This window comes from Streptomyces meridianus (genome assembly GCF_023703325.1).
Taxonomy (GTDB): domain Bacteria; phylum Actinomycetota; class Actinomycetes; order Streptomycetales; family Streptomycetaceae; genus Streptomyces; species Streptomyces meridianus.
This window is the reverse complement of record NZ_JAMQGM010000014.1, coordinates 113,069-139,700: the sequence shown is the minus strand read 5'-3', so window position 1 is coordinate 139,700 and position 26,632 is coordinate 113,069. Positions and strand designations below refer to the sequence as shown.

Annotated in this window: 21 protein-coding genes and 3 pseudogenes; 15 read left to right on the top strand and 9 right to left on the bottom strand. The window is 71.2% G+C overall.

The genetic code is table 11. The features are described 5' to 3' along the window. Positions 1-281 precede the first annotated feature (281 nt). The 10 genes from M1E25_RS06405 (at position 282) to M1E25_RS06360 (ending at position 11,454) form a co-directional block, all read left to right on the top strand. A complete protein-coding gene (locus M1E25_RS06405; RefSeq protein WP_251410966.1) occupies positions 282-1,484 on the top strand; it encodes a saccharopine dehydrogenase family protein in 1,203 nt (400 codons plus the stop codon). A 153-nt stretch (positions 1,485-1,637) separates the two neighbouring features. Beyond that, entirely contained in the window at positions 1,638-2,789 is a 1,152-nt protein-coding gene (locus tag M1E25_RS06400) for an AAA family ATPase (protein WP_251410963.1), read from the top strand. Beyond that, positions 2,786-3,148 (top strand): nucleotide pyrophosphohydrolase, encoded by a 363-nt coding sequence (locus M1E25_RS06395; RefSeq protein WP_251410960.1) that lies wholly within the window; start codon positions 2,786-2,788, stop codon positions 3,146-3,148. Before M1E25_RS06400 ends, M1E25_RS06395 begins: the two co-directional genes overlap by 4 nt. A gap of 116 nt (positions 3,149-3,264) precedes the next feature. Further along, positions 3,265-3,828: a DUF6099 family protein gene (locus tag M1E25_RS06390; RefSeq protein ID WP_308290396.1), complete on the top strand. Its 564-nt coding sequence runs from the start codon at positions 3,265-3,267 to the stop codon at positions 3,826-3,828. Between the two features lie 63 nt (positions 3,829-3,891). Further along, entirely contained in the window at positions 3,892-4,815 is a 924-nt protein-coding gene (locus M1E25_RS06385; RefSeq protein WP_251410957.1) for an LLM class F420-dependent oxidoreductase, read from the top strand. 17 nt (positions 4,816-4,832) lie between these two features. Then, positions 4,833-5,741, top strand: coding sequence for a homocysteine S-methyltransferase (gene mmuM, locus M1E25_RS06380; RefSeq protein WP_251410955.1), 909 nt, complete (start codon positions 4,833-4,835; stop codon positions 5,739-5,741). Between the two features lie 117 nt (positions 5,742-5,858). Further along, positions 5,859-7,091 carry an arginine deiminase gene (locus tag M1E25_RS06375; protein ID WP_251410952.1) on the top strand — a complete coding sequence of 411 codons (1,233 nt, stop codon included), beginning with the start codon at positions 5,859-5,861 and terminating at the stop codon, positions 7,089-7,091. Between the two features lie 59 nt (positions 7,092-7,150). Further along, a complete protein-coding gene (gene argF, locus M1E25_RS06370; protein WP_251410949.1) occupies positions 7,151-8,155 on the top strand; it encodes an ornithine carbamoyltransferase in 1,005 nt (334 codons plus the stop codon). A 153-nt stretch (positions 8,156-8,308) separates the two neighbouring features. After that, positions 8,309-9,136: an enoyl-CoA hydratase family protein gene (locus tag M1E25_RS06365; protein ID WP_251410946.1), complete on the top strand. Its 828-nt coding sequence runs from the start codon at positions 8,309-8,311 to the stop codon at positions 9,134-9,136. Then, positions 9,133-11,454, top strand: a complete 2,322-nt coding sequence (locus M1E25_RS06360) for a bifunctional salicylyl-CoA 5-hydroxylase/oxidoreductase (RefSeq protein WP_251410943.1) — start codon at positions 9,133-9,135, stop codon at positions 11,452-11,454. The genes M1E25_RS06365 and M1E25_RS06360 overlap by 4 nt, the downstream gene beginning before the upstream one ends. A 61-nt stretch (positions 11,455-11,515) precedes the next feature. On the opposite strand, the gene M1E25_RS06355 is transcribed toward M1E25_RS06360, so the two are convergent. Then, on the bottom strand, positions 11,516-13,165 hold the full coding sequence (locus M1E25_RS06355) for an AMP-binding protein (RefSeq protein ID WP_251410940.1): 1,650 nt from the start codon (positions 13,163-13,165) through the stop codon (positions 11,516-11,518). A 116-nt stretch (positions 13,166-13,281) separates the two neighbouring features. On the opposite strand from M1E25_RS06355, the gene M1E25_RS06350 reads away from it, so the two are divergent. The 3 genes and pseudogenes from M1E25_RS06350 to M1E25_RS25585 all read left to right on the top strand — a co-directional run. Continuing rightward, positions 13,282-14,409, top strand: a complete 1,128-nt coding sequence (locus M1E25_RS06350) for an acyl-CoA dehydrogenase family protein (protein WP_251410937.1) — start codon at positions 13,282-13,284, stop codon at positions 14,407-14,409. Next, on the top strand, positions 14,406-14,819 hold the full coding sequence (locus M1E25_RS06345; protein ID WP_251410934.1) for a RidA family protein: 414 nt from the start codon (positions 14,406-14,408) through the stop codon (positions 14,817-14,819). The genes M1E25_RS06350 and M1E25_RS06345 overlap by 4 nt, the downstream gene beginning before the upstream one ends. An 89-nt stretch (positions 14,820-14,908) precedes the next feature. Further along, positions 14,909-15,373 (top strand): annotated as a pseudogene (locus tag M1E25_RS25585) (Orn/Lys/Arg family decarboxylase); the annotation flags it as partial. Between the two features lie 34 nt (positions 15,374-15,407). On the opposite strand, the gene M1E25_RS06335 reads toward M1E25_RS25585, so the two are convergent. From M1E25_RS06335 to M1E25_RS06325, 3 genes are all read right to left on the bottom strand, one after another. Continuing rightward, positions 15,408-16,373 carry an LLM class F420-dependent oxidoreductase gene (locus M1E25_RS06335; RefSeq protein ID WP_251410931.1) on the bottom strand — a complete coding sequence of 322 codons (966 nt, stop codon included), beginning with the start codon at positions 16,371-16,373 and terminating at the stop codon, positions 15,408-15,410. A 220-nt stretch (positions 16,374-16,593) separates the two neighbouring features. Then, entirely contained in the window at positions 16,594-17,622 is a 1,029-nt protein-coding gene (gene ligD, locus M1E25_RS06330) for a non-homologous end-joining DNA ligase (protein WP_251410928.1), read from the bottom strand. Positions 17,623-17,628: 6 nt separating this feature from the next. Continuing rightward, positions 17,629-18,237: a DNA polymerase ligase N-terminal domain-containing protein gene (locus M1E25_RS06325; protein ID WP_251410925.1), complete on the bottom strand. Its 609-nt coding sequence runs from the start codon at positions 18,235-18,237 to the stop codon at positions 17,629-17,631. 104 nt (positions 18,238-18,341) lie between these two features. Between M1E25_RS06325 and M1E25_RS06320 the strand changes: the two are divergent. Then, a pseudogene (locus tag M1E25_RS06320) lies at positions 18,342-18,574 on the top strand (nitrate reductase); the annotation flags it as partial. A 59-nt stretch (positions 18,575-18,633) separates the two neighbouring features. Here the strand turns inward: M1E25_RS06320 and M1E25_RS06315 are convergent. After that, complete coding sequence (locus tag M1E25_RS06315; protein WP_251410922.1) at positions 18,634-20,163, bottom strand: UDP-N-acetylglucosamine 1-carboxyvinyltransferase; 1,530 nt, start codon at positions 20,161-20,163, stop codon at positions 18,634-18,636. Positions 20,164-20,419: 256 nt separating this feature from the next. Then, a complete protein-coding gene (locus M1E25_RS06310) occupies positions 20,420-21,856 on the bottom strand; it encodes a condensation domain-containing protein (protein ID WP_251410919.1) in 1,437 nt (478 codons plus the stop codon). 295 nt (positions 21,857-22,151) lie between these two features. On the opposite strand from M1E25_RS06310, the pseudogene polX reads away from it, so the two are divergent. Beyond that, positions 22,152-23,881, top strand: a pseudogene (gene polX, locus M1E25_RS06305) (DNA polymerase/3'-5' exonuclease PolX). 21 nt (positions 23,882-23,902) lie between these two features. On the opposite strand, the gene M1E25_RS06300 reads toward polX, so the two are convergent. Genes M1E25_RS06300 through M1E25_RS06290 form a run of 3 tightly spaced genes read right to left on the bottom strand, consistent with a single transcriptional unit; the run spans position 23,903 to position 26,429 of the window. Next, entirely contained in the window at positions 23,903-24,553 is a 651-nt protein-coding gene (locus tag M1E25_RS06300; protein WP_251410916.1) for a protein-L-isoaspartate(D-aspartate) O-methyltransferase, read from the bottom strand. Next, complete coding sequence (locus M1E25_RS06295) at positions 24,537-25,670, bottom strand: CapA family protein (RefSeq protein ID WP_251410913.1); 1,134 nt, start codon at positions 25,668-25,670, stop codon at positions 24,537-24,539. The genes M1E25_RS06300 and M1E25_RS06295 overlap by 17 nt, the downstream gene beginning before the upstream one ends. 9 nt (positions 25,671-25,679) lie before the next feature. Beyond that, positions 25,680-26,429, bottom strand: a complete 750-nt coding sequence (locus M1E25_RS06290) for a class I SAM-dependent DNA methyltransferase (protein WP_251410910.1) — start codon at positions 26,427-26,429, stop codon at positions 25,680-25,682. Positions 26,430-26,632: the final 203 nt, after the last annotated feature.

Below are 26,632 nucleotides of genomic sequence, written 5' to 3'. Positions count from 1 at the left end.
CGGTCGTCGTTACGAGAACGGGACGATGAGCATTCGAACGGGCAGATACCCGGCCGTATTCGACGGTGCCCGGTCCCGGCCACGTCCGGAGAGACGGCGTCCGGTGGTGCCCGTGCGGCATGCTGCACGGTTCGCTCACCCGTCCGGTCCAGACTGCGGGATGCCCGGTTGTCGCCCTCCTGGGTCCAGTGGATCATTCCGGTAGACCGCGCCGCCCGGCGTGCGCAGGCCACGATGGCGTCTGCCGCTGCCGGAACCCGAGAACGTAAGGACGGCACCGGATGAGGATTCTCCTGGTCGGAGCAGGCGGCGTCGGCAGCGCCGCAGTGGCGATCGCCGCCCGCCGGGGGTTCTTCGAGCACTTGGTGGTCGCCGACTACGTCCTGGAGCGGGCGCAGGATGCCGTCCGCGCCGTCGACGATCCGCGCTTCACGGCCGCCCGCGTCGACGCCTCCGACGAGGCCTCGGTGACCCGGCTGCTCACCGAGCACCGCTGCGACGTCCTGCTGAACGCGACCGATCCCCGGTTCGTCATGCCGCTGTTCCGTGCGGCTCTCACGGCGGGCAGCGACTACCTGGACATGGCGATGTCCCTGTCCAGGCCCCACCCGGAGCGCCCGTACGAGGAGTGCGGCGTCAAGCTCGGTGACGAACAGTTCGCCCTGGAGAACCAGTGGCGGGAGCTGGGCCGGCTCGCCCTGCTCGGGATCGGTGTAGAGCCGGGCCTGTCGGACGTCTTCGCACGGTACGCAGCCGACGAACTCTTCGACAGCATCGAGGAGATCGGCATCCGCGACGGAGCCGACCTGGAGGTCGAGGGGCTGGCTTTCGCCCCGTCGTTCTCGGTGTGGACCATGATCGAGGAGTGCCTGAACCCGCCTGTGATCTGGGAGGCGGGCCGCAGGTGGTTCACCACGCCTCCGTTCAGTGAGCCGGAGATCTTCGACTTCCCCGAGGGCATCGGCCCGCTCGAGTGCGTCAACGTCGAACACGAGGAGGTCATCCTGGTTCCGCGCCACCTGGACGTCGGGCGGGTCACCTTCAAGTACGGTCTGGGCAGCGAAGTCATCAACACCCTCAAGACTCTGCACCAGTTGGGCCTGGACCGGACGGACCCGGTCTCGGTCGGCGGTGTGGAGGTGTCCCCGCGCGACGTGGTGGCCGCCTGTCTGCCGGATCCGCTGACCCTCGGCGAACGCATGCACGGCAAGACCTGTGCGGGCACCTGGGTCAAGGGCGTCAAGGACGGCAGGCCGCGGGAGGTGTACCTCTACCATGTGGTCGACAACCAGTGGTCCATGAGCACGTACGGCTCCCAGGCCGTCGTGTGGCAGACCGCCGTCAACCCGGTGATCGCCCTGGAGCTGATGGCCGGGAAGGTGTGGGGCGGTGCGGGTGTGATGGGCCCCGAGGCCATGCCGCCGAAGCCGTTCCTCGACCTGCTCGTCGACTACGGATCGCCCTGGGGCATGCGGGAGCATTAGGGCGCACGGCGCAGCTCCGGACGCGTGCCCGGGTCCCGCCGGTCCGCGGTCCGGTGCCGGGTGCCGGGCCCGGAGCCGCGGCGTAACCCGATCGTGGGAACGGCGCACAGGCGTAACGGTTCGGCTCACCGGCCTCCGCCTACGGTCCGGCGCATGGATGCAACCAGCCCGAACACCCCCGGTCCCGTCCGCGTGCACCGCCCCTGTGTGACCGAACTGCGGCTCTCGGCTTACCGGTCGCACCGCGGGGCCGCGTTCCCGCTGGCGCCGGTGACCGTCTTCGCGGGGCCGAGCGGAAGCGGCAAGTCCGGTGCCCTGGAGGCGTTCGACTCCCTGGTACGTCTCTGCGGCGGCGACTCGCTCGGCGACGTCTTCCCGGATCCGTCGTCGTGCGTTCCGGAGCGGGCCCGCGCCGACGCCCAGGGCAGACGCGGGTTCCGCATCGGCTGCACCGTGGACGGCCCGGAGGGCGCCGTGCAGTTGGACGCCGCGATCCAGGCGGAGCCGGAGTTGCGCATCGTCGGCGAACGCCTCACCGCAGGCGGCCGGACCCTGCTGTCGACGGCACTGCGCGATCCCGGCCGGCGGACGGTACAGGCGGCCTGGCACACGGCGGGATCCGTCCCGGTGACGCGTGTTCCGCTGCCGGACGACCGGCTCGGGACGGCACTGCTGCCCTTACGGGTGGCGGGCCGTACCGACGGGGAACGGGAGGTGCTCGCGGCGGTGGAACAGGTCGTGGTGGCCCTGCGCTCGGTCTTCCCGTGCGACCCCCGGCCGTCGTCGATGCGGGCCCCGGTGCCGGTGGGGAAGGGCAGGCTGCTCCGGGACTGCTCGAACGTGGCGGACGTGCTGCGGCGCATCCGGGAAGAGTTCCCGATGCGTCACGCGGCCCTGGTCTCGGCACTCGGCGCGGGGTGCGCCGGGAGGGTCGACGACATCCGGGTGGAGGACCTCGCGGACGGCTCGGTCCGTGCGCTGCTGGACCGAGGGCCGCTCGGCGCCACACCCGCCGGACGGCTCGGTTCCGGCGAACTGCGCTACCTCGGGCTGGCGCTCGTCCTGCTGACCGGGCCGGGGGTACTGTCCATGGAGCCCGCGGCCGAGGTGCTGCCGGCCCGCCAGGCGCTGACGCTGCTGGCCGACGGGTTCGACCGGTCCCTCGATGCGCGGCAGGTGCGTGAACTGCTGGCGGTGGCCGTGCGCATGGGGGCGCGAGGCCATGTGCGGCTGGTGGGTGCGGCCCACGACGGCTCCGCCGCCGCGGCTGTCGACGGAGTGTCGGTGGTAGACCTGCGTCCGTGAATGAATCCGAGGAGCCGGCCCCCGGGGTCGCCGCGTTGCAGCGCAGACTGGCCGACTTCGCCGCCGCGCGTGACTGGCAGCCGTTCCACACCCCCAAGAACCTGGCGGCCGCGCTGAGCGTCGAGGCCTCGGAGCTGCTGGAGATCTTCCAATGGCTCACCCCCGGGGAATCGGGCCGGGTGATGGAGGACCCCGGAACGGCGGTGCGCGTCCGGGACGAGGTCGCCGACGTGCTGGCCTATCTGCTGCAGTTGTGCACCGTTCTCGGTGTCGACCCCCTCGCGGCGTTGACGGAGAAGATCGAGCGCAACGAGGAACGCTTCCCTCCACCCTCGAGGGGGTCTCACTCCATGGAGTGAGCAAGTTGTCCATTTTCCTCATCCTGTCCACAGATGTGCCCGTACCTCTGGCTTTTCCGTCCCGGAAATATCACGCTGGGTAGTGGAGTTTTCACGTGCGGTGAAGGGGTGGGTTGATGGAAGCGATGCGGCTGATCGAAGCCACTCGGTGCGCCCTGGTGCAGGCACGAGCCGCCGAGGATGTCGTGATCGAGGCGTTGCAGGTCCAGGCGCTGGCCGCGGCGGTCGGAGGCAGTCTCGCTGTCACGGGGCCGCCCGAGATGCGGGCGGACGTGCGGGGGCTGAGCGAGGCGGGGATGCGGGCGCACGAGGAGCTGCACCGTGGACTGGCCGGTGTGGGCGCGGTGCGCGCGGCGCAACTGTCCGAAGTGCAGGAACCGCGACGGGCGTTGACGGCTCTGTCGGCCCTGCTCGGAGAGGCGGGCGTGGCCCTGGTGGCCGTCGCCTGCTCCACGGAGGACGAGCGGATCTACTGGGAGTGCGTCGAGGCGATCGACACCGCGGACGAGTCCGGCGACCGGGTGCGGGCACTCCTGCGCAAGCTGGCTGCGAGGGACGGCCCACGGGAGGGGGTGCAGCCTGCGGGGGAGGACGCGCCGCAGGAGGGTTCCGGTCCTGATCCGGCGGCCGGTGGCGCCCGGAACGCCCAGGTCGGGGGCGGGCCGGTGGACGGGGGATAGCCGCAGCGGGGTGCGGTGGTGCGGGCCCCCGCCGGCCGGGTCGGGGAGGGGCAGTATGGAGGAATGGATCTGCGCATTTTCACCGAGCCCCAGCAGGGCGCCGACTACGACACCCTCCTCACCGTGGCGAAGGCGACGGAGGACCTGGGCTTCGATGCCTTCTTCCGCTCCGACCACTACCTCCGGATGGGGGGCGGGGACGGGCTGCCGGGCCCCACCGACGCATGGATCACTCTGGCCGGTCTTGCCCGTGAGACGAAGCGCATCCGCCTGGGCACCCTCATGTCGGCTGCCACGTTCCGGCTGCCGGGAGTGCTGGCGATCCAGGCGGCACAGGTCGACCGGATGTCCGGGGGGCGAGTCGAACTCGGCCTGGGGGCAGGGTGGTTCGAGGAGGAGCACCGCGCGTACGGCGTTCCGTTCCCGAAGGACAGGTTCGCCCGGCTCGAGGAGCAGCTGGCGGTCATCACCGGGCTCTGGGGCACGGCGCCGGGCGAGACTTTCGGCTACGAGGGCGAGCACTACCGGCTGGAGAAGTCCCCCGCTCTGCCCAAGCCGTACCAGTCCAGGGTGCCGGTGCTGATCGGCGGCCACGGTGCGGTCCGCACCCCGGCGCTCGCGGCGCGGTACGCGGACGAGTTCAACGTCCCGTTCGGCTCCCTCGAGGACACCGAGCGGCAGTTCGGACGGGTGCGAATGGCCGCAGAGGCCGGCGGACGACCCGCCGGTGAGCTCGTCTACTCCAACGCCCTGGTCACCTGCGTGGGCAGGAGCGACGCCGAGGTTGCCCGCCGGGCCGCCGCGATCGGCCGCGATGTGGCGGAGCTGAAGGCCAACGGCCTCGCGGGATCACCCGAGGAGGTCGTGGACAGGATCGGCCGTTACGCCGCCCTCGGCGCCTCCCGCATGTACCTCCAGATCCTCGACCTCCACGACCTGGACCACTTGGAGCTGATCTCCTCCCAGGTCCTCGGCCGGCTGGGCTGAGGGGGCGCGAACCGGCGATGCCCCGTCACGTCCCCTCCCTCTCCGACGCCCTCACGGCACGGGCCGTGGTCCTTGACGGCGGGCTGTCGAACCAGCTCGTCGACCAGGGCGCCGACCTGTCCGGTGAGCTCTGGTCGGCCCGGTTGCTGACGGAGGCCCCGGAAATGATCGAGGAAGCACATGCTGCCTACGTCCGTGCGGGCGCGCAGGTACTCATCACGGCGAGCTACCAGGCGACGTACGAGGGCTTCGCCCGGCGGGGGATCGGGCGTGCGGAGACCGGCCGGCTGCTGCGGCGCAGTGTGGAGCTGGCCCGGCGGGCCGCCGGAGCAGGGGAGGAGGTGTGGGTCGCGGCCTCGGTCGGCCCGTACGGCGCGATGCTCGCCGACGGCAGTGAGTACCGGGGCCGTTACGGGCTGACCGTGCGGGAGCTGGAGCGGTTCCACCTCCCGCGGATCGAGGCGCTCGCCGAAGCTGAGCCCGACGTCCTGGCGCTGGAGACCGTTCCCGACGCCACCGAGGCCGAGGCCATGCTGCGGGCTGCCGAGGGAACGGGTCTGCCGCTGTGGCTGTCGTTCACGGTGGCGAACGGAGCCACGCGTGCCGGACAGCCACTGGAGGAGGCGCTGGCACTGGTCCGCGGCAACGACCAGGTCATCGCCGCGGGCATCAACTGCTGTGATCCGGCCGATGCCGACTCCGCGGTCGCCGTCGCGGCGGACGTGACGGGCAAACCCGTCGTCGTCTATCCCAACAGCGGCGAGGTGTGGGACGCCCGGGCCAGAGCCTGGCGGGGCGGCACCGACTTCGATCCGGACCGTATCCACGCCTGGCAGGCGTCGGGCGCCCGGCTGATCGGGGGCTGTTGCCGGGTGGGCCCCGATGCCGTCCGCGAGCTGGCCCGGCGCATGTCGCCGGAAACCTGACCTTCCGCAGGGAACGGCGGGCTCGCGGAGACCGGCCGAGGTCACGGAAGGCCGCCCGGCGCACGGAATCTGCGTCCTTGCGCCGCGCGGACCGCTCTGATCGGCAAGGATGGAGGCATGGCGTTCCACGTGGATTCCGAGGCCGGGCGGCTCCGCCGCGTCATCCTGCACCGTCCGGACCTCGAGCTGAAGAGGCTCACACCGAGCAACAAGGACGCGTTGCTCTTCGACGACCTGCTGTGGGTGCGCCGCGCCCGCCAGGAGCACGACGGGTTCGCCGACGTGCTGCGCGACCGCGGCGTGGAGGTCCACCTGTTCGGAGATCTCCTCGCCGAGAGCCTCGCCGTTCCCCAGGCCCGCGCGCTGGTGCTGGACCGGGTCTTCGACGAGAAGGAGTACGGCCCGCTCGCCACTGGCCATCTGCGCGCGGCGTTCGAGGAGTTGCCCATCCCTCAGCTCGTCGAGGCACTGGTCGGCGGGATGACCAAGCGCGAGTTCCTGGAGGGCCATGCCGAGCCGACCTCGGTCCGTTTCCACGTGATGGACCTGGACGATTTCCTGCTGGCCCCACTGCCCAACCACCTCTTCACCCGCGACACCTCCGCCTGGGTCTACGACGGGGTGTCGATCAACGCCATGCGGTGGCCGGCCCGGCAGCGGGAGACCGTCCACTTCGAGGCCATCTACCGGCACCATCCGCTGTTCACGGGTGATCTCGCGGGCGACTTCCAGGTCTGGTCCGAGGGCCAGGAGGCCTACCCGTCGACGATCGAGGGCGGTGACGTGCTGGTCATCGGCAACGGTGCGGTCCTCATCGGCATGAGCGAGCGGACCACCCCGCAGGCGGTGGAGATGCTGGCGCGCGGCCTGTTCGACGCCGGTTCGGCTCGCACCATCGTGGCGCTCGACATGCCGAAGGGCCGTGCGTTCATGCACCTGGACACGGTGATGACCATGGTGGACGGGGACACGTTCACGCAGTACGCCGGCCTCGGGATGCTCCGCTCCTACACCATCGAGCCCGGTGCGGACCGCCAGGAGCTGAAGGTCACCGACCACCCGCCGGAGCACATGCACCGGGCGATCGCGGCGGCGCTCGGCCTGGACTCCATCCGGGTCCTCACCGCGACCCAGGACGTGCATGCCGCGGAGCGGGAGCAGTGGGACGACGGCTGCAACGTCCTCGCCGTTGAGCCCGGTGTGGTGATCGCCTACGAGCGGAACGCCACGACGAACACCTTCCTGCGCAAGCGCGGTATCGAGGTGATCGACATACCGGGGAGCGAGCTGGGGCGAGGCCGGGGAGGGCCGCGTTGCATGAGCTGTCCCGTCCAGCGTGATCCCGTATAAGAATACAAGGTCTCGTATATACTTCCGAGGTCCCCCATCATCGTGACCGAGGAGCCACCATGGCGATTGACCTCACGGGCCGCCACTTCCTCAAGGAGATCGACTTCACCGCCGAGGAGTTCCGTGGGCTCATCGGTCTGTCCGCAGAGCTGAAGGCCGCGAAGCGGGCGGGGAACGAGGTCAGGCGCCTCCAGGGGCGCAACATCGCGCTGGTCTTCGAGAAGACGTCCACCCGCACCCGCTGTGCCTTCGAGGTCGCGGCTGCCGATCAAGGTGCCTCGACCACCTATCTCGACCCGAGCGGGTCCCAGATCGGCCACAAGGAGTCGGTTCGGGACACCGCCCGGGTGCTCGGCCGGATGTTCGACGGCATCGAGTACCGGGGGCACAGCCACGAGACGGCCGAGGAACTCGCCGCCTACGCCGGAGTCCCGGTGTTCAACGGGCTGACCGACCGCTGGCACCCGACCCAGATGCTCGCCGACGTCCTCACCATGACCGAGCACGGCTCCGCCTCCCTCGACGAGACCGCGTTCGCCTACCTCGGCGACGCTCGCTACAACATGGGTAACTCGTACCTGGTCACCGGTGCACTGCTCGGCATGGACGTGCGGATCGTGGCGCCGAAGTGCCTGTGGCCCCAGGAGGACATCGTCGAGCGGGCCGAGGAACTCGCCGCCGCCAGCGGCGCACGGATCACGCTCACCGAGGACGTCGCCGAGGGCGTGCGCGGCGCCGGTTTCGTCGCCACCGACGTCTGGGTCTCCATGGGAGAGCCCAAGGAGGTGTGGGACGAGCGGATCGCGCTGCTCGGCCCCTACGCCGTGACCATGGACGTGCTGCGCGCCACCGGCCGCCCCGACGTCAAATTCCTGCACTGCCTGCCGGCGTTCCACGATCTCGGGACCGAGGTCGGGCGGGAGATCCACGCACGGCACGGCCTGAGCTCCCTCGAGGTGACGGACGAGGTCTTCGAGTCCGAGCACTCGGTGGTCTTCGACGAGGCCGAGAACCGGATGCACACCATCAAGGCGGTCCTGTTGGCGACCCTCGGCGCCGCCTGACCGCGCGTGGCGACAGGGCGGAGGAAGGGGCGGGGGAACAGGCGGACGCTCCACGGTCGTGCATCGCGTACTCGTGACGACAGTCACGCAGCAGTGATAGCTTCGCCGGGCAGCCAGGTACATCAGCCGTCCGGCTGGAGGAGGCCGAACTCCATGAGCCCGTTCACCGGTTCCACGCCCGCCACGGGGGAGTGGCAGCACATCCGCGTCACCCGGGACGAGGGCGTCGCCACCGTCACCCTCGCCCGCCCCGACAAGCTCAACGCCCTGACCTTCGGCGCCTACGCCGACCTGCGCGACCTGCTCGCCGAACTGTCCCGCGACCGGTCCGTCCGCGCGCTGGTCCTCAGCGGTGAGGGGCGGGGATTCTGCTCCGGCGGCGACGTCGACGAGATCATCGGCGAGACGATGTCGATGAACACGTCGGAGCTGCTGGACTTCAACCGGATGACCGGCCAGGTGGTGCGCGCCCTGCGCGAGTGCCCCTTCCCCGTCGTGGCCGCCGTGCACGGCGTCGCCGCCGGCGCAGGCGCGGTCCTCGCGCTCGCGGCCGACTTCCGGGTCGCGGATCCGTCCGCCCGTTTCGCCTTCCTCTTCACCAGGGTCGGGCTCTCCGGCGGCGACATGGGCGCCGCCTACCTGCTGCCCCGCGTGGTCGGCCTCGGCCACGCCACCCGGATCCTCATGCTCGGTGAACCCGTCCGCGCCCCCGAGGCCGAACGCATCGGACTCATCAGCGAACTCACCGACGAGGGCGAGGCCCAGAGCGCCGCGGCCGCGCTCGCCCGCCGCCTCGCCGACGGTCCGGCGCTCGCCCTCGCCCAGACCAAGGCGCTGCTCACCGCGGAACTCGACATGCCGCTCGCGGCAGCCGTCGAGATGGACGCCAACACCCAGGCGCTCCTGATGAACAGCGCGGACTACGCCGAGTTCCACGCGGCGTTCACCGAAAAGCGCGCCCCGAAGTGGCAGGGCCGGTGACCACCCCGCGGCCCCTGCGCGTCGCGGTCATCGGAGGCGGCCCGGGCGGCCTGTACGCCGCGGCGCTGCTCAAACGGCTCGACCCCACCCGCGACGTCACCGTCTGGGAACGCAACGCCCCCGACGACACGTTCGGTTTCGGCGTGGTGCTGTCCGACGAGACCCTCGGCGGCATCGAGGAAGCGGACCCCGTCGTCCACACCAGGCTCAGGGACGAGTTCGTCCGCTGGGACGCCATCGACATCGTGCACCGGGGTCGCACCCTGACCTCCGGTGGTCACGGCTTCTCCGCCCTCGGCCGCCGCCGGCTGCTGGCCGTCCTGCACGAGCGCTGCAGGGAACTCGGCGTGCGGCTGGAGTTCCGCACCGAGGCGCCCAGCGCCGCCGAACTCGCCGCCGACCACGACCTGGTGATCGCCGCCGACGGGGTGCACAGCGTGACCCGGCAGACCCACGCGGACGTCTTCCGTCCCCGGCCGGCCACCCACGCCTGCCGCTACATCTGGCTCGCCGCCGACTTCGCCTTCGACGCCTTCCGCTTCGACATCGCCGAGACCGAGCACGGCGTGATGCAGCTGCACGGCTACCCGTACACCCGCAGCGGCAGCGGCGAGGGGGCCACCGGCGAGAGCACCGTGATCGTCGAGATGCACGAGGACGTCTGGCGCAGCGCGGGATTCGACCGGTGCGACGAGCAGGAGTCCACCGAGCGCGGCGCGAAGATCTTCGCCGACGCCCTCGGCGGCCGGCCGCTGCGCGGCAACCGCTCCCAGTGGATCGCGTTCACGACCGTGGTCAACGAGCACTGGAGCCACGGCAACATCGTGCTGCTCGGCGACGCCGCCCACACCGCGCACTTCTCCATCGGCTCCGGCACCAAACTCGCCGTCGAGGACGCCCTGGCCCTCGCCGCCTGCATCGAGGAGCAGCCGGACATCCCGGCGGCGCTCGCCGCCTACGAGACGGAGCGGCGCCCGGTCGTCGAGTCGACCCAGCGGGCCGCCCGCGCCAGCCTCGAGTGGTTCGAGAATCTCGGAACCTACGTCGACCAGGCGCCCCACCAGTTCGCGTTCAACCTCCTCACCCGCAGCCGCCGCATCACCCACGACAACCTGCGGCTGCGCGACCGCGCCTTCACCGACACCGTCGAACGGGAGGTGCTGAGCGGCCGGGACGGCCTCCCGGCGGGCGTGCCGCCGATGTTCACCCCGTTCCGGCTGGGCAGGCTGAACCTGCGCAACCGTGTCGTGGTCTCACCGATGGACATGTACTCGGCTCTGGACGGCACCCCCGGCGACTTCCACCTCGTGCACCTGGGGGCGCGGGCCCTCGGCGGCGCCGGGCTGGTCATGACCGAGATGGTGTGCGTCAGCCCGGAGGGCCGGATCACCCCCGGCTGCGCGGGACTCTACGAGCCGGAGCACGAGGACGCCTGGCGCCGTATCGTCGGCTTCGCACACGACAGTTCGCCCGGCGTCGCGGTCGGTGTGCAGCTGGGGCACAGCGGACGCAAGGGCTCCACCCGGCTGATGTGGGAAGGCATCGACCAGCCGCTCACCGACGGCAACTGGCCGCTCGTCGCCGCCTCGCCGCTCCCCTACAGGCCGGGGGTCAACCAGGTGCCCCGGGAACTCGATCGGGCCGGACTCGCCGCGATCCGCGAGCAGTTCGTCCAGTCGGCGCACCGCGCGGCCCGCTGCGGCTTCGACCTGCTCGAACTCCATTGTGCGCACGGGTATCTGCTGTCCGGCTTCCTGTCTCCGCTCACCAACCACCGCACCGACGCCTACGGCGGTGACCTCGAGGGGCGGTTGCGCTACCCCCTCGAGGTGTTCGACGCGGTACGGCAGGTGTGGCCCGCGGACCGGCCGATGACCGTGCGGATCTCGGCCACCGACTGGGCGGACGGCGGGAACGGGGCCGAGGAGGCGGTGGAGATCGCGCGTGCCTTCGCCACTCACGGTGCGGACGCCATCGACGTCTCCACCGGTCAGGTGGTGCCCGAGGAACGCCCGGACTACGGCCGCTCCTACCAGACGCCGTTCGCCGACCGCATCCGCAACACCGTCGGTGTCCCCGTCATCGCGGTGGGGGCCATCTCCTCCTGGGACGACGTCAACTCCCTTATCCTGGCAGGCCGTGCCGACCTGTGCGCGCTGGCCCGGCCGCATCTGTACGACCCGCACTGGACCCTGCACGCCGCTGCCGAGCAGGACTACATCGGGCCGGGTGCTCCCTGGCCGCAGCAGTACCGGGCGGGCAGCCGCACCCCTCCGACCGGTCGCACGGACGCGCCGAAGCCGAGGCTCGCGTTGTAGAACGCCGGGGTTCTCCCGGGACGGCGGAACCGCTGCCCCCGGGAGGACCCCGTGTCGTCGATCAGGCCGGGGCGGCGGCGCCGGCCGCCCCCGGTTCGCCCTCCGCGGTCCGGAGCCGGAATCGCTGCAGTTTTCCGGTGGGCGTCCGGGGCAGTGCATCGAGGAAGACGATCTCGCGCGGGCACTTGTACGGGGCGATCACCGTCTTGACGAACTCCCGCAGGGCCTCGGCCGTGCCGGCGTCCCCGGGCACGCCCGGGCGCAGCACGGCGTAGGCCACGACCGCCATGCCGCGCCGCTCGTCGGGCCGGCCGACGACCGCCGCCTCGAGCACGTCGGGATGGCGCAGCAGGGCGTCCTCGACTTCGGGGCCCGCGATGTTGTAGCCGGCCGAGATGATCATGTCGTCGGCCCGGGCCACATACCGGAAATAGCCGTCGCTATCCCGGACATAGGTGTCGCCGGTCAGGTTCCATCGGTTCCGGACGTACTCGAGTTGCCGCTCGTCGGCGAGGTAGCGGCAACCCGTGGGGCCCTGCACGGCGAGCAGTCCCGGCTCGCCGTCGGGCACGGGGCTGCCGGACCGGTCCACGATGCGGGCGCGGAAGCCCGGCACCGGAATGCCGGTTGCGCCGGGCCGGATCGCCTCGTCGGCCGCCGAGATGAAGATGTGCAGCATCTCGGTGGCGCCGATGCCGTTGATGATCCGCAGGCCGGTGGCCTCGTGCCAGGCGCGCCAGGTCGCCTCGGGCAGGTTCTCCCCGGCGGAGACGCAACGCCGCAGCGAGGAAACGTCGTTGCCGTCGAGCACGTCGAGCATCGCTCGGTACGCCGTCGGCGCAGTGAACAGAACGGACACCCGGTGCTCGGCGATCGCGGGCAGCAACTGGCGCGGTCCCGCCTGCTCCAGCAGCAGCGTCGAGGCCCCCGCCCGCAGCGGAAAGATCACGAGCCCGCCCAGCCCGAACGTGAAGCCGAGCGGAGGACTGCCGGCGAACACGTCGTCGGGCTGCGGCCGGAGCACGTGCTGCGAGAACGTGTCGGCGATGGCGAGCACGTCCCGGTGGAAGTGCATGCACCCCTTGGGGCGCCCGGTGGTTCCCGAGGTGAAGGCGATCAGCGCCACGTCGTCCGCGGCGGTGTCAACGGCCCGGTAAGGGCCCCGCCCGGCCTGGGCCAGCCGGGTCAGGTCGTCGGGGGCGTCACCGCCGTACGCGGTGACCCGCAGCCCCGGCACCTCGGCCTTCGCCAGGTCGTCCACCGAGCGGATGTCGCACAGGGCGTGCCGCACCCGTGCGGTCTCGCAGATGCCGGCCAGTTCCTTCGGCCGCTGCGCGGCGAGCACGGTCACGGCCACGGCGCCGGCCTTCATCACCGCGAGCCAGCAGGCCGCGAGCCACGGGGTGGTGGGGCCGCGCAGCAGCACGCGGTTGCCCGGCACCACACCCAGGTCCGTGGTGAGGGCGTGTGCGATCCGGTCCACGCGCTCCAGCAACTCCCCGTAGGTCCAGGAAGGTCCGTCCGGCGAGTGGAGGGCGGGCCGGTCCGCGCCGAAGCGCTCCGCCGACCGGTCAAGCAGTTCGGCGCCGCAGTTGAGACGGTCCGGGTAGTCGAGTTCCGGAGTGTCGAAGACCAGTTCCGGCCACTGTTCGCGAGGCGGAAGGTTGTCCCGCGCGAAAGTGTCCACGTGAGCCGAAGGTGTGAGCTCCATGCGGATGCGCCCCTTTGCGCCGTCCTGGAAATGAGGTGGGTCCCGGCCGTGCGGTTGCGGTACGAGCGTAACGTGATGGTGACGACAGTCAACGGTCCGCGATAAGGAGGGGCTGGATGCCCGCATTCGCGCTGGACGCGGAGCAACGCTCATGGTGCGCACACGTGCGCGAACTGGCCGCGAAGCACCTTCGCCCGCTGGCCGAGGGGTCGGAACCGGGCCGGGTCAACCGCGCCCTGCTCGAAGCACTCGGCGAACTGGGCCTGCTGGAACGGGTCTTCCCCGCCGCCGGAGGGACGAGGGTCCCGGCGCTCGACCTCTGTCTGCTGCGCGAGTCCCTGGCGATGGAGTGCACCGAGGCCGAGACCGCGCTCGCCCTTCAGGGCCTCGGGACGTATCCCGTCGTCCAGTCGGGCACCCGGGAACAGCGGGAACGCTGGCTGCCGGAGGTCGTGGCGGGACGGGCCGTCGCCGCGTTCGCGCTGAGCGAGCCGGGTGCCGGTTCGGACGCCGCGGCGCTCGCGCTCGCCGCCGAACCGGACGGCGAGGGCTGGCGGTTGAGCGGTGAGAAGTGCTGGATCTCGAATGCGCCCGAGGCGGACTTCGCCACGGTCTTCGCGCGGACCGGGGAGGCGCCGGGGTCCCGGGGCGTCACCGCCTTCCTGGTCCCGGCCGACCGGCCGGGTCTGGGCGGCGAGCACCTGGACATGCTCAGCCCGCACCCCATCGGCACGCTGACCTTCGACGGCGTGCCCGTCACATCCACCGACGTGCTCGGCCGGCCCGGCGAGGGCTTCCGGGTCGCCATGCGTACGCTCGACCTCTTCCGCCCGAGCGTCGGGGCGTTCGCCGTCGGGATGGCACAGGCCGCGCTCGACGCGTCGATCGCCCATGCCGGTGTGCGGCAGGCGTTCGGCGGACCGCTCAAGGATCTGCAGGCAGTCGGTCACCGGCTCGCCGAGATGGCCACCCGGACCGAGGCCGCCCGACTGCTCGTCTATGCGGCGGCCGAGGCGTACGACAGCGGCTCTGCGGGTGTCGCCCGCAGTTCGGCGATGGCCAAGCTGCTCGCCACCGAGACGGCCCAGTACGTCGTCGACGCGGCGGTCCAACTGCACGGCGCCGCCGCGCTGGTGCGCGGACATCTCCTGGAGCACCTCTACCGCGAGGTCCGCGCGCCCCGCATCTACGAGGGCGCCACCGAGGTCCAGCGCACCATCATCGCAAAGGAGTTGTACCGGTGAAAAAGCCCTCCGCCCCGGTCGAGCGCGTGAATCCCCCGGAACTCGCGCCCGCGACCGGCTTCTCCCACGCGGTCGTCGCGACCGGCGGGCGCCTGGTCTTCCTGGCCGGCCAGACCTCGCTCGACGGGGAGGGCAAGGTCGTCGGGGACACCCTGCCCGAGCAGTTCGAGACAGCGCTGACCAACCTGTTGGCCGCCCTGCGTGCCGCGGGCGGCGAACCCGAGCACCTGGCCCGGGTCACCGTCTATCCCACCGACGTCGCCGATTACCGTTCGCACGTCGCCGAGTTGGGGCGGATCTGGCGGCGGCTGGCCGGGCGGGAGTACCCGGCCATGGCCGTCATCGGTGCGGTACGGCTCTGGGACGAACAGGCGATGGTGGAGATCGACGGAGTCGCCGTCCTGCCATGACGCCGGACGGCAGACGCCGCCCGCCGGGTGCCGGAGAGCCGCCGGTGGCGTCACCTCGGCTCTCCGTTCCGTTGCCACGACCCCTGTGCGGTCGGACACGTGCCGACTGGCTGCGCCGCCACCACGCGGTGGACATGCACCTGAGCGACCACCGGCGGATCAGCGCCCAGATCGCCCACGGCGACGACGACAGCACCGCGGGCCGGCTGCTGAGGGCGCTGGAGGACCTGGTGCGCCATGCACCGGATCTGCGCCCGGCTCCGAAGGTCCGTGTGCCGGACCCGGGAGGACTGCGACTCGAACAGGCCGCGCCGCCGCGTGACGCGTACTTCGCCCGCCACGAGGACGTCCCCCTCGACGCGGCGGAGGGCCGCGTCGCCGCCGTAATGATCACACCGTACCCGCCGGGCATCCCAGCAGTTCTGCCCGGTGAGCGGCTCACCGCACCGGTGCTCGAGTACTTGCGCTCCGGCGTCGACGCGGGGATGTACATCCCGGACGCCGCGGACAGCAGCCTGCGCACCGTGCGGGTCACGGCCGACGCGGCCCCCTGACCCCGTCGTCACCCGCCCGGCCGCCGGCCCGGGGTCAGAGTTCGCGGAGCGCGGGCAGGAGCTTGCGCTGTGACCAGTCGATGAAGGAGTCCTGGTGCGTCCCGCCGATCTGGACGAGCGCGACATCGGTGAACCCGGCCTCGGCGAACGGGCGGACGGCCTCCACGAACATGCCCACGTCGTCCCCGCAGGGGATGGCCTCGGCGACGTCCTCGCGGCGGACGTACTGCGTGGCGCCCGCGAATGCGGCGGTGCCGGGCAGCTCGGCGTTCACCTTCCACCCGCCGCCGAACCAGCGGAACTGGTCGTGGGCCCGCGCGACGGCGGCACGTCGATCGGGGTCGTAGCACACCGGCAGCTGCCCGATGCGGGGTTTGCCAGCGCCCCCGTGCGCGTCGAAGGCGGCGACGAGGTCGGCCCGGGGTTCGACGGCGATGAGCAGGTCGGCGAACCGTCCGGCCAGCGCGCAGGACTGTTCGCCGGACACGGCGACACCGATCGGCGGCGGCGTGTCCGGCAGATCCCACAGCTTGGCCGACTCGACGTCGAAGTGCCGGCCGCGGTGACGGACGTATCCGCCCCGGAAGAGGGCGCGGATGATCTCGCACGCCTCTGCCAGCATCTCGTGCCGGACGTCCACCGAGGGCCACCCCCCGCCCACGATGTGCTCGTTGAGGTTCTCCCCGGATCCCAGCCCCAGCCGGAACCTCCCCTCGCACAGCAACTGCATCGTCGCGGCCTTCTGGGCAACGACGGCAGGGTGGTAGCGGCGGGTCGGACAGGTCACGAAGGTCGTCAGCGGGATACGGGACGTGGCCTGCGCCGCGGCGCCCAGCACGCTCCACGCGTACGGGGAGTGCCCCTGCGAGTCCAGCCACGGGAAGGAGTGGTCGGAGGTGACGGTGAAGTCGAACCCCGCGGCCTCGGCCCGCACGGCGTGCCGCACCAGATCGCGGGGCCCGGCCTGTTCCGTCAGCATCGTGTAGCCGATCCGAACCATGGCAGCCGGGTGCCCTGCGGGCGCGGACGGAAACCGGCGCGTCCCGCCGGAGTGTGTCATGTGGTGCGGGGATGCCGGTGGGTGTGTCAGGCGCGCGTCACCTCGTCCAGCCTGTGGCGGGCGGGGCGCAGCGAATGTCCGGACGTCCTCGCGGGGAGGGGCGGGGCAGCGCGCCGCGGCCGTCGGCACATGTCCGTCTTCCCGGATCCCGGATGTTCATTCAGGATCGACCGCTTCCCTCCGGCCTCTCGCGTACGACGTCCTGCGGCCGCTTGTCGTCGCGCAGTCCGAGAAAGCGGGGGTGGCGCAGCAGGCCGTCCCGGGTCCACTCGGTGAAGCCGATCTCGGCGACGAGCCGCGGCCGTGCCCAGTGCACGCGGCGCTCGCGCACCGGATCCGCGAACGGGGACGCGGTCGTCTCCAGCGGGTCCAGAGCGGTGCGCAGCTCGCGCAGGGTCGCGGCCCGGAAGCCCGTGCCGACCTTGCCGGCGTAACGCAGCCGTCCCTGTTCGTAGTGCCCGAGCAGCAGGGCGCCCAGGCCCGTGCGGCTGCCCGTCGGCTCGGTCCAGCCGCCGACGACGAACTCCTGTCCGGCCGAGCAGTTGAGCTTCAGCCAGTCGTGGGACCGGCGCCGCACGTAACGGCCGTCCGCCCGCTTGGCGATCAACCCCTCCCAGCCCTTGGCGCACGCCTGTTCCAGCAGCTCGGGACCGCCTTCGTTGCGGTGCGGGGTCAGCCGTAGCGGTCCGTGGAAATCCAGCACCCGGCGCAGCAGCGACTTGCGGGTGCGCAGGGGGAGCCGGGTCAGGTCGACGCCGTCCAGACGCAGCAGGTCGAATACGTAGTAGGTGACGGCGACGCCGCTCGCCCGTGCCCGCGCCGGGTCCTCGATCTGCATGCGCTGCTGGAGCCGGGAGAAGTCGGTGCGGCCGCGGGAGATGGCCACGATCTCCCCGTCGACGGTGAAGCCGGAGCAGGCCTGGGCCGCGAGGGCGTCCAGAAGTTCGGGGTAGGAGCGATCCAGGGACCGGCCGCTGCGGGAGAGCAGGTGCGTGTTGGCGCCGTCGCGGACAGCGAGGGCACGGATGCCGTCGAGCTTGCGCTCGAAGATCCAGTTCTTGTCGAACGTCCGCCGGTCGCTGAGAACCGCGAGCATGGGGTTCCGCGCCGATTCCGCCGCATCCGGAGCCTCGAGCAGCAGCCGTTGCTGTTCGGGGGGCAGGGGGTCCAGGAGACCGTCCGCCGTCACGACGACTCAGCCCTCCTCGGCGGCGACCTGCCGCAGGGTGCGACCGGATTTCGCGGAGCGGGCGCGGGCCGGATCGGGGGTGCCGCGGCGTCCGGCGCGAGCGTCGTTCTCCTTGACCAGCAGCCACGACTCCCGGCCGGAGGAGGAGCCGCCCCCGCGGATGCGCGTCAGGGCGTATCCGCCGTGGAGCTTGCTCCCGTCCAGCCAGAACGAAAGGTGCCCCCTCCCCAGGGCCTGTGCCGCGGGCACCGGCGAGCCCTCGCGGTCGTGGGTGAGGATCCGGTAGGTGCCCTCGTCCCACACGATCGCCGTACCGGCGCCGTACTCGCCCACGGGGATGACGCCCTCGAACTCCCGGTACTCCAGCGGGTGGTCCTCGGTGGGGACGGCCAGCCGCTTGTCCCGGGGATCGTCGGACGGGCCCTTGGGCACCGACCAGGACTTGAGCACGCCGTCGGCCTCCAGGCGGAAGTCGAAGTGCAGCGTGCTCGCGTCGTGGATCTGCACCACGAAGGACGGGTTCTCGCCGAGGTCGGCGTTCCGGCCGCGCGGCTCCCGGGTGCGGGCGAAATCCCGCTTCTGCCGGTATTCCCGCAGGCTGTCCTTGCTGTTCACGGCGTACGTCCTCCCTCCGCGGGACCGGCGCGGCGCTGCCGTTGCGGGTACCCCCGCAGGCCGGCGGCACCCGCGCCCCGCCACAAGTGCCGGACGAGTCCACAGGTCGGCTGTTCCTCGAGGAGTCCTGCACCTGGCCGTACCGGCCCGCGCGGGTATCGGCACCCGCCACTTGGACGGGAACACCCTCTTGTGCACCTCCACTGCCGCCGAGGCGCTGAAGGAATCCTTCGGCGGCGACGGTCAGCCCGGCTCGTACGACGATTTCGACCATGCCGACGTCCTCGCGCTCGTCGGCCACAACATCGCGGAAACGCAGCCCGTACAGTGGATGCGCCCCTTCCTGCCCGCTGCATCGCAGGCAGGACGGAGTGCGGTGGTGGTTTCGACGGTGAGTCAGATGTCGCGGAACGTCTCGATCTGGGCGCCGACCGAGTTCAGCCGTTCCGCCAGCTCCTCGTAACCCCGGTTGATGACATAGACGTTGCGCAGCACCGAGGTGCCCTCCGCCGCCATCATGGCCAGCAGTACGACGACGGCCGGGCGCAGCGCCGGCGGGCACATCATCTCCGCCGCGCGCCAGCGGGTCGGGCCCTCCACCAGCACCCGGTGCGGGTCGAGGAGCTTGACGTTGGCGGCCAGCCGCGTCAGGTCGGTCAGGTAGATGGCGCGGTTGTCGTAGACCCAGTCGTGGATCAGGGTCGAGCCCTGGGCGGTGGCGGCGATGGCCGCGAAGAACGGCACGTTGTCGATGTTCAGCCCGGGGAAGGGCATCGGGTGGATCTTGTCGATCGGTGCCCGCAGCTTCGACGGCCGGACGGTGAGGTCGATCAGCCGGGTGCGTCCGTTGTTCGCCGGGTACTCGTCGCCGCGCTCGTGGTCGAGCCCCATCTCCTCGAGCACGGCCAGCTCGATCTCGAGGAACTCCACCGGAACACGGCGGATCGTCAGTTCGGACTCGGTGACCACGGCCGCGGCCAGCAGGCTCATCGCCTCGACCGGGTCCTCGGAGGGCGCGTAGTCGACATCCCTGTCGATCCGCGCGACGCCGTGGACGGTCAGGGTCGTCGAGCCCACGCCCTCGATCCGCACGCCCAGTTGCTCCAGGAAGAAGCACAGGTCCTGGACCATGTAGTTGGAGCTGGCGTTGCGGATGACGGTGACGCCGTCGTGCCGGGCGGCGGCGAGCAGCGCGTTCTCGGTGACGGTGTCGCCGCGTTCGGTCAGCACGATGGGACGGCTCGGTGAGATCCCGCGGTCGACCTGCGCGTGGTAGGTGCCGTCGGTGGCGGTGAGTTCGAGCCCGAAGTGCCGCAGCGCGGTCATGTGCGGTTCGACGGTGCGGGTTCCGAGGTCGCATCCGCCCGCGTACGGGATCCTGAAGCGGTCGGTGCGGTGCAGCAGCGGGCCCAGGAACATGATGACGCTGCGGGTCCGCCGGGCCGCCTCGGTGTCCATGGTGTCCAGGTCGAGCCGGTCCGGCGGGATGATCTCGAGGTCGTTGCCGTCGTTGATCCAGCGGGCGCGGACGCCGATGCTGCCGAGCACCTCGAGGATGCGGTAGACCTCCTCGATCCGGGCGACCCGGCGCAGCGTCGTGCGGCCGGAGTTGAGGAGTGACGCGCACAGCAGTGCCACGCACGCGTTCTTGCTGGTCTTGACGTCGATGCTGCCCGAAAGCCGGCGACCGCCGACCACGCGGAGATGCATGGGGCCGGAGTAGCCGAGGGAGACGATCTCGCTGTCCAAGGCTTCACCGATCCGGGCGATCATCTCAAGACTGATGTTCTGATTACCTCGCTCGATGCGGTTCACTGCGCTCTGACTCGTGTGCAGAGCATCGGCAAGCTGGGCCTGTGTCCAGCCTCGATGCTGACGGGCATCGCGGATGAGCTTACCGATTCGGGTGAGGTAGTCGTCTGCCATATGCGAGAGAATATCTCAAATATGAGATTCAAAGTATTCAACTCGTCTCGCTCGTAGGGCCGGTCGCTCCAGATTCGGCGCCGCGGCGACGCGCTGCAGGACGGGACGGCCCTGGTGGCCGTGGGCTTTTCTGCCCACGGGCCGTGCCCCCTCGGCCTTCTCGGGGCCCTCGGACGACCTCACCGCATTCGCCCGTTCGGGTCACCCCGACGGGGCGCCGGGCACAGCGGGCCGGCGCGGCAGCAGGGGGGCGGACTCACTCCCCGCCGCAGCCGCCCGCGGCAGCCTCCTCCGGCGCGATCCGGTACGCACCCGTCCTCGCGGTGGCCGTGAGCACCCGGCGCAGGTGCCGGACGAAGCGGGGAACGTTCTCCCGGCCCAGCCGGGTGTCGGGGAACCGGCAGGCCACGTAGACACCGTCGTGACCGCGGTTGATCCACATGCAGGCCTGGTCGCCGTACGAGGCCCGGCCGATCACGCACGCCTTCCACGCCTCCCAGGAGTCGGCTCCGGGGGCCACCCGCATATCGATGTAGGAGATGAAGGCGAACGGGTCCGGAGAGGTGATGGAGAGCGCCGGACCGAGGAATTCGCTCACCCGGAAGAACGGGACGTCGGCCATCGGCTTGGCCGCGCGCACCGCATCCTCGGCCGAGCGGACCGCCTCGTGGAACTCCTGGGCGCCCGAGAGATCGACGGTGATCGGGGCGACCCCGATGTACCAGCCCATCGATGCCACCCACTGGGCCTCGGACCTGGTGTGGAACGGGATGACGGACCGGTAGACCGGCTGGCGGCCCACCTCGCGGGCGACGATCCCGGCCGCCGCGAGCACACCCGAGAGAAACGTCCCCCCGCTCTTCCGGCACGCGGTGCCGAAGGCATCCGCGTCCGCCGCGTCCAGCAGCCACTCGCACAGGCTGCTCTGCCGGGGAAGCTCCTCGCCGTGCAGCACGCCCAGATCGAGCGGGAAGGAGGGCAGCCGGCCGCCGCACGCGTTCAGGAATCCGCGCCACCCGGCGACCGTCTCGTGGTCGTCGCCCACGGTGCCGGCCGACTCGCGCTCGCGGTGGCAGAAGTCGACGTAGCTTCCGACCGGGGGCAGTTCGGGCCCCCGGCCGGCCGCGGCGGCTTCGTAGAGTTCGACGACGTCGTACGTAGCCAGCGCCAGGGAGTAGGCGTCGATGTTGATGTGGTCGAAGGCGAGATAGACGGTCGCCGACTTCTCGCGCTCGATCACGACGAACGTGTAGTACGGCCACGCCAGCGGGTCCGTCGCCTTGCCGAAGCGTTCCTCGAGATGCGCGGTGACCTCGGCGGCGCTGCCCAGCAGCGGCCCGTCCGCCGCCTCGATGCAGATCGCGCCGGCGTCGAGTGTGAACCTTTCCAGCCTCTCGCCGCAGACCCGGAAGCCGCTGCGCAGCGTCTCGTGGCGGTCGATGAGCCGGAGGAACGCCGTCTCCAGCGCCGCCCGGTCGAGACGGCCGGCGATCTCGAAGGTCACCGCCAGCCAGGCCGGAATGTCGACGTGCAGCTCGCGCAGCACGAGCGCTGCTCTGAGGTGGGCCTCCTGGATGTGCGACGGAGGCCGGCTGTCGGGGCCGGAACGGTCTGCCGCTGCGACGGTGTCCGCGTGTACGCGCCACTCGACCGCCCGGCCGGGCAGCGCCTCGTGGTCGCGGATGTCCAGCATTCTGATGGCGGTGCTCCCTCCACGAGGGATCCGGACGGCCGGATCCCGGAGTCGCGCGCCGTTCCTCCGGAGGGATCGGGCACGAGACGTCACTGTAAGCCGCGCGGCGGCGAGCGCTCCGTAACACCACCGCCATGTGTCCGTGTCCCGTGGCGACACCGGGGCGGGCCTGCGGCCTGCCCGGCGCCCCGGTGCAGAGCGGTCGTGGCGGTGGGGCTCCCGGCGAACGAGTTCGCCGGGAGCCTCGCGCTCGCTCCTCGCGCCCGAACCGCGCACCGTTCCTAGAATTGAAGGCGTGGCCAGGCCCAACGAGGAGGTCGAGGCACTCCTGGAGGAGTACGCCGACCTCATCGCCATCACCCGGGGCGACGCTTACAAGGCGCGCGCCTACGAGAAGGCCGCCCGCGCGATCGGCGGGCACCCGGCCGACGTCTCCCACCTCGACGCCGCCGGCCTGCGCGAGATCCCCGGGGTGGGCAGGTCGATCGCCGACAAGGTCGTCGAGTACTTCCGCACCGGCGACATCACCGTGGTCGAGCAGGCCAGGGCGAGCATCCCCGCCGGCCTGCGCGAGCTCATCACGATCCCCACGCTGGGACCCAAGAAGGCGATGACCCTCTACGAGGATCTGCACATCTCCTCGGTCGACCAACTGGCCGACGCCATACGCGCCGAGAGGCTGCGCGGTCTGAAGGGGTTCGGCGAGAAGACCGAGGAGAACATCCTGCACGGCATCACGCTCATGCGTCAGGCGGGTGACCGGGTGGGGCTGGGGGCGGCCATGGAATCCGCCGAGGAGATCGTGGCCGAGCTCTCCGGCCTGTCCGGCTGCGAGCGCTGCACCTGTGCCGGTTCGCTGCGCCGCATGAAGGAGACCGTCGGCGACATCGATGTGCTCGTCGCGGCCGGCCGGTCGGCGCCCTTCATGGACGCGCTCACCGCGTTGCCCTCCACCGCCGAGGTCATCGCCCACGGCGGGAAGAAGACATCAGTCCGCGACGCGAAGGGGCTTCAGGTCGATCTTCGGGTGATTCCTCCGGAATCCTGGGGGGGGGCGGGCTCCAGTACTTCACCGGGTCGAAGGCGCACAACATCCGGACCCGCACGATCGCCGTCCACCGGGGACTGAAGCTGTCCGAGTACGGCCTGTTCGAGGCAGAGAGCGGGAAGCGGGTCGCCTCCACGACCGAGGAGGAGGTGTACGCCGGGCTCGGACTGCCGTGGATCCCGCCCACGCTGCGCGAGGACCGCGGCGAGGTCGAGGCCGCGGTGCGCGGTGAGCTGCCGGATGTCGTCGAGGAGGCGGACATCCGCGGCGACCTGCACACCCACACCGATCTCACCGACGGCCTCGCCCCGTTGGAGGACATGGTCCGCACCGCCGCGGAGCGCGGCTACCGCTACTACGCCGTCACCGACCACGCGCCGAACCTGTACATGCAGCGCATGACGGACGAGAAGATCCTCGCCCAGCGCGAGCGGGTGCGCGAGCTCGACGGCGCACACCACGGCATGCGCCTGCTGCACGGCACAGAGCTCAACATCGGACCGGACGGGGAGGTGGACTGGCCGGGGGAGTTCCTCGACGGTTTCGACATCTGCGTGGCCTCGGTCCACTCCCACTTCAATCTGAGCCGGAAGGCGATGACGCGACGGCTCGTACGCGCCTGCGAGAATCCCCATGTGAACGTCGTCGGCCACCCGACGACCCGGCTGATCGGCAGGCGGCACGGCCTCGACGCGGACTGGGACGAAGTCTTCGACGCCTGCGCCCGCACCGGCACCGCGCTCGAGGTCAACGCACAGCCCGACCGGCTCGACCTCGGGGGCGAGGACATTCTGAACGCCAAGCGGCGCGGCGCGAGGTTCGCCGTCAGCACCGACGCCCACTCCGTCATCCACCTCGGGTACCTGCGTTTCGGGATCGGCACGGCTCAGCGCGGCTGGCTGACCCCCGGCGACGTCATCAACACCTGGCCGCTGGCGCGGTTGCGCCGTTTCCTGCGGGACGGGCGTGCGCGCTGACCCCAGGTGCGGAGGCGGGACTCAGGTCCCGGTAGGGAAGCCGTACCGGCCGTGCAGACGGACGAAGCGGGCGGCGGTCAGGACATGTTCGTGCTCCAGGCCCCGAGCGGTGCGGCGGAAGCACACGACGTCCTCCTGGCCGCCGGGGCCCAGGGGCTGCACCAGCCGCCCGCCGACGCGCAACTGGTCGACCAACGGCGCCGGCACCTCCGGGAACGCCGCCGATACGATGACGGCGTCGTAGGGAGCGCGATCGGGCACGCCGCCGCTGCCGTCGCCGCTGCGCAACTCCACGTTGTGGACGCCGTGGCGGGTGAGGTTGAGCTGCGCCTGCCGGGCGAGATCCGCGTGCACCTCGACACTCACCACGTCCGCGGCCAGCTGTGCCAACAGGGCAGTCTGGAAACCGAGGCCGGTCCCCACTTCGAGGACGTGTTCGCTGCCCTCCAGGCCGAGGCTCTCGATCATCATCGCCGTCAGCGAGGGTTGTGTGGTGGTCTGGCCGTGCCCGATCGGGACGGGCACGTCGCGGTAGGCGGCCGCGGCCTCGTCCGGCGGCACGAAGCCTTCTCGCGGTGTCGCCCGAACGGCTCGGACGAGGCGCTCGTCCTCGATGCCGGCCGCTCGCAGCGCCCGTGCCAGGGCCTCGCGGGGATCAGCTGTTGCGTTCACGTACACCACCTCGGGCTGCTCGGAGCGTGAGCACACCGTCCGGTTCCCGGTCCACATGCGAGCCGAGGTCGCGGCCGATCCGGTCCAGGACACCGCGCAACCACTCGGCGTCCTCGTCCGAGGCGGCCACCAGCCGCATCCGGCGCGACTGCAGGGGCACCATCCGTACCCCGGGCGCGGTGCCGGGCCGCACGGTGACGCACCAGAGCAGGCGCAGGTCGTCGCGGTAGTGCTCGTGACCGGAGATGCCCTCGTAGTCGTCGACGAAGTCGCCGCAGCCGTAGAGAACGGTCCGGCCGCGGTGGATCTCGGCCGGGCGCGGATGGTGCGAGGAGTGGCCGAACACGACGTCCGCACCGCCGTCGGTGAGGGCGTGCGCGAAGCGGACCTCACCACGGGAGACGCGGTAACCCCAGTTGCCTCCCCAGTGGACGGAGACGATCACGACGTCCCCCGGCCGCCTCTCCCGACGGATGCGGTCGGTGATCGCTGACGCCGCGGCATCCGACGGCTCGGCGACGAAGTCCAGACCGGATCGGTCGTCGGTCGCCGCCCAGTCGTGCGGGACGCCGCTGGAAGGCATCGCGCAGGCGAACACGAGGACCCGGCCGCCACCGTCGAGGGGAACGACCGCGGGCCGTGCAGCCTCCGCGGCGTTCCGGCCGGCTCCGGCGGTCCTGAACCCGTGAGTGTGCAGCGCATCCAGCGTTTCCTCGAGTCCGCGACGGCCGAAGTCCAGGACGTGGTTGTTGGCCAGAACGCAGACATCGGGGTGGGCCGCCGCCAGGCAGGGCAGGTTGGCCGGGTTCATCCGGTAGTGCACGCCTTTGCCGGGCGCGAATGCGTCGTGCCGTGTGACGGAGGTTTCCAGGTTCAGCACCCTGACGTCCGGCGCCGTGGCGTCGAGCACCTGCAGGGCTTCGCCCCAGGGCCATGCGAAACCGGCCGGCCGGGGTACGCGGCCGTTGACCTTCTCCACCATCTCGACGTAGGCGCGGGCGTCCCGGACGTGCGATTCGCGCAGCTCCGCGTCACCGGGGTGCGGAAGGATCTGGTCCACGCCCCGGCCGAGCATGACGTCCCCGCAGAAGCACAGCGTGACATCGCTCTCGCCCATCTGCCCAGGTTAACGCCGGGGCCGGGAGGCTTCACCGGCCCGCGCGGCCCCGGACCGGGGCGTGGGAGGGCACCTGCGAGGGTGCTTGGCGAAGTCGCCGTCGGCGCCGGCCGGTGTGGCGGGGCGACGCGCGAAAAGGACCGCCCCTGGAATGCTCTCGTCGGGGTCGAGCAGCATGTGGGCCTCGACCGTGAACCCGGCATCGCGCAGCCGGGCCGCCACTTCGGCGGGCCGGCGGCGGTGGACGTGGACGTTCATCGGGTGACCGCCGTAGCCCTGTGTCTTCAGCCGGGACTCGTTGCCGGCGTGAAATCCGAGCAGCAGTGGTGCGCCGGGCCGCAGCACCCGCCAGAAGTGGCCGAAGACCGTGGGGACGGCAGCGTCGGGGATGTGGATCAACGACCAGGAAGCGAGCAGGCCGGCGACCGAAGCATCGGAGAGGCCGAGGTCCGTCATCGAGCCCACCTCGAACCGCAGGTGGGGGTGGTCACGCCGAGCGACGTCGATCATCACAGGGGAGAGGTCGATGCCGAAAGCATCCACACCCAGCTCATGGAGGTGAGCGGTGACGTGTCCGGGCCCGCAGCCCACGTCCGCCACCGGCCCGCCCCCGACGGCGTGCACCAGGTCTGCGAACAACGCCAGAGCCGCCCGAAGATACGGTGCCTCGGCCAGGGCGTCGCGTACGAGGGCGGCATAGTCGACCGCGACCGTGTCGTAGGAGGTCCGGGTCTCTGCCAGCCAGCGGTCCGCGTTCATGGCTGGCACAGTAACCGGCCGGGCACGGCTCGAACCGGGGGAAACGGATGGCGGACCGGAGCGTACTCGGGATGGGATCGGACCTTCGCTGCGAGAGATCACGGGTACCGGGCGAGCCTCGGAGGCAAGGATGTACTAGAGTTATCTCGACATCGAGATATCTGCGGAAGCGCGCACCGTCGCCACCACGGGTAAGGGCCACC

Bases quoted from the DNA above. Each gene is read 5' to 3' on its own strand.
- M1E25_RS06405 (WP_251410966.1), top strand. From the start codon at position 282: ATGAGGATTCTCCTGGTCGGAGCAGGCGGCGTCGGCAGCGCCGCAGTG.
- M1E25_RS06400 (WP_251410963.1), top strand. From the start codon at position 1,638: ATGGATGCAACCAGCCCGAACACCCCCGGTCCCGTCCGCGTGCACCGC.
- M1E25_RS06390 (WP_308290396.1), top strand. From the start codon at position 3,265: ATGGAAGCGATGCGGCTGATCGAAGCCACTCGGTGCGCCCTGGTGCAG.
- M1E25_RS06385 (WP_251410957.1), top strand. From the start codon at position 3,892: ATGGATCTGCGCATTTTCACCGAGCCCCAGCAGGGCGCCGACTACGAC.
- mmuM (WP_251410955.1), top strand. From the start codon at position 4,833: ATGCCCCGTCACGTCCCCTCCCTCTCCGACGCCCTCACGGCACGGGCC.
- M1E25_RS06375 (WP_251410952.1), top strand. From the start codon at position 5,859: ATGGCGTTCCACGTGGATTCCGAGGCCGGGCGGCTCCGCCGCGTCATC.
- argF (WP_251410949.1), top strand. From the start codon at position 7,151: ATGGCGATTGACCTCACGGGCCGCCACTTCCTCAAGGAGATCGACTTC.
- M1E25_RS06365 (WP_251410946.1), top strand. From the start codon at position 8,309: ATGAGCCCGTTCACCGGTTCCACGCCCGCCACGGGGGAGTGGCAGCAC.
- M1E25_RS06355 (WP_251410940.1), bottom strand. From the start codon at position 13,165: ATGGAGCTCACACCTTCGGCTCACGTGGACACTTTCGCGCGGGACAAC.
- M1E25_RS06350 (WP_251410937.1), top strand. From the start codon at position 13,282: ATGCCCGCATTCGCGCTGGACGCGGAGCAACGCTCATGGTGCGCACAC.
- M1E25_RS06335 (WP_251410931.1), bottom strand. From the start codon at position 16,373: ATGGTTCGGATCGGCTACACGATGCTGACGGAACAGGCCGGGCCCCGC.
- M1E25_RS06315 (WP_251410922.1), bottom strand. From the start codon at position 20,163: ATGGCAGACGACTACCTCACCCGAATCGGTAAGCTCATCCGCGATGCC.
- M1E25_RS06310 (WP_251410919.1), bottom strand. From the start codon at position 21,856: ATGCTGGACATCCGCGACCACGAGGCGCTGCCCGGCCGGGCGGTCGAG.
- M1E25_RS06295 (WP_251410913.1), bottom strand. From the start codon at position 25,670: ATGGGCGAGAGCGATGTCACGCTGTGCTTCTGCGGGGACGTCATGCTC.
- M1E25_RS06290 (WP_251410910.1), bottom strand. From the start codon at position 26,429: ATGAACGCGGACCGCTGGCTGGCAGAGACCCGGACCTCCTACGACACG.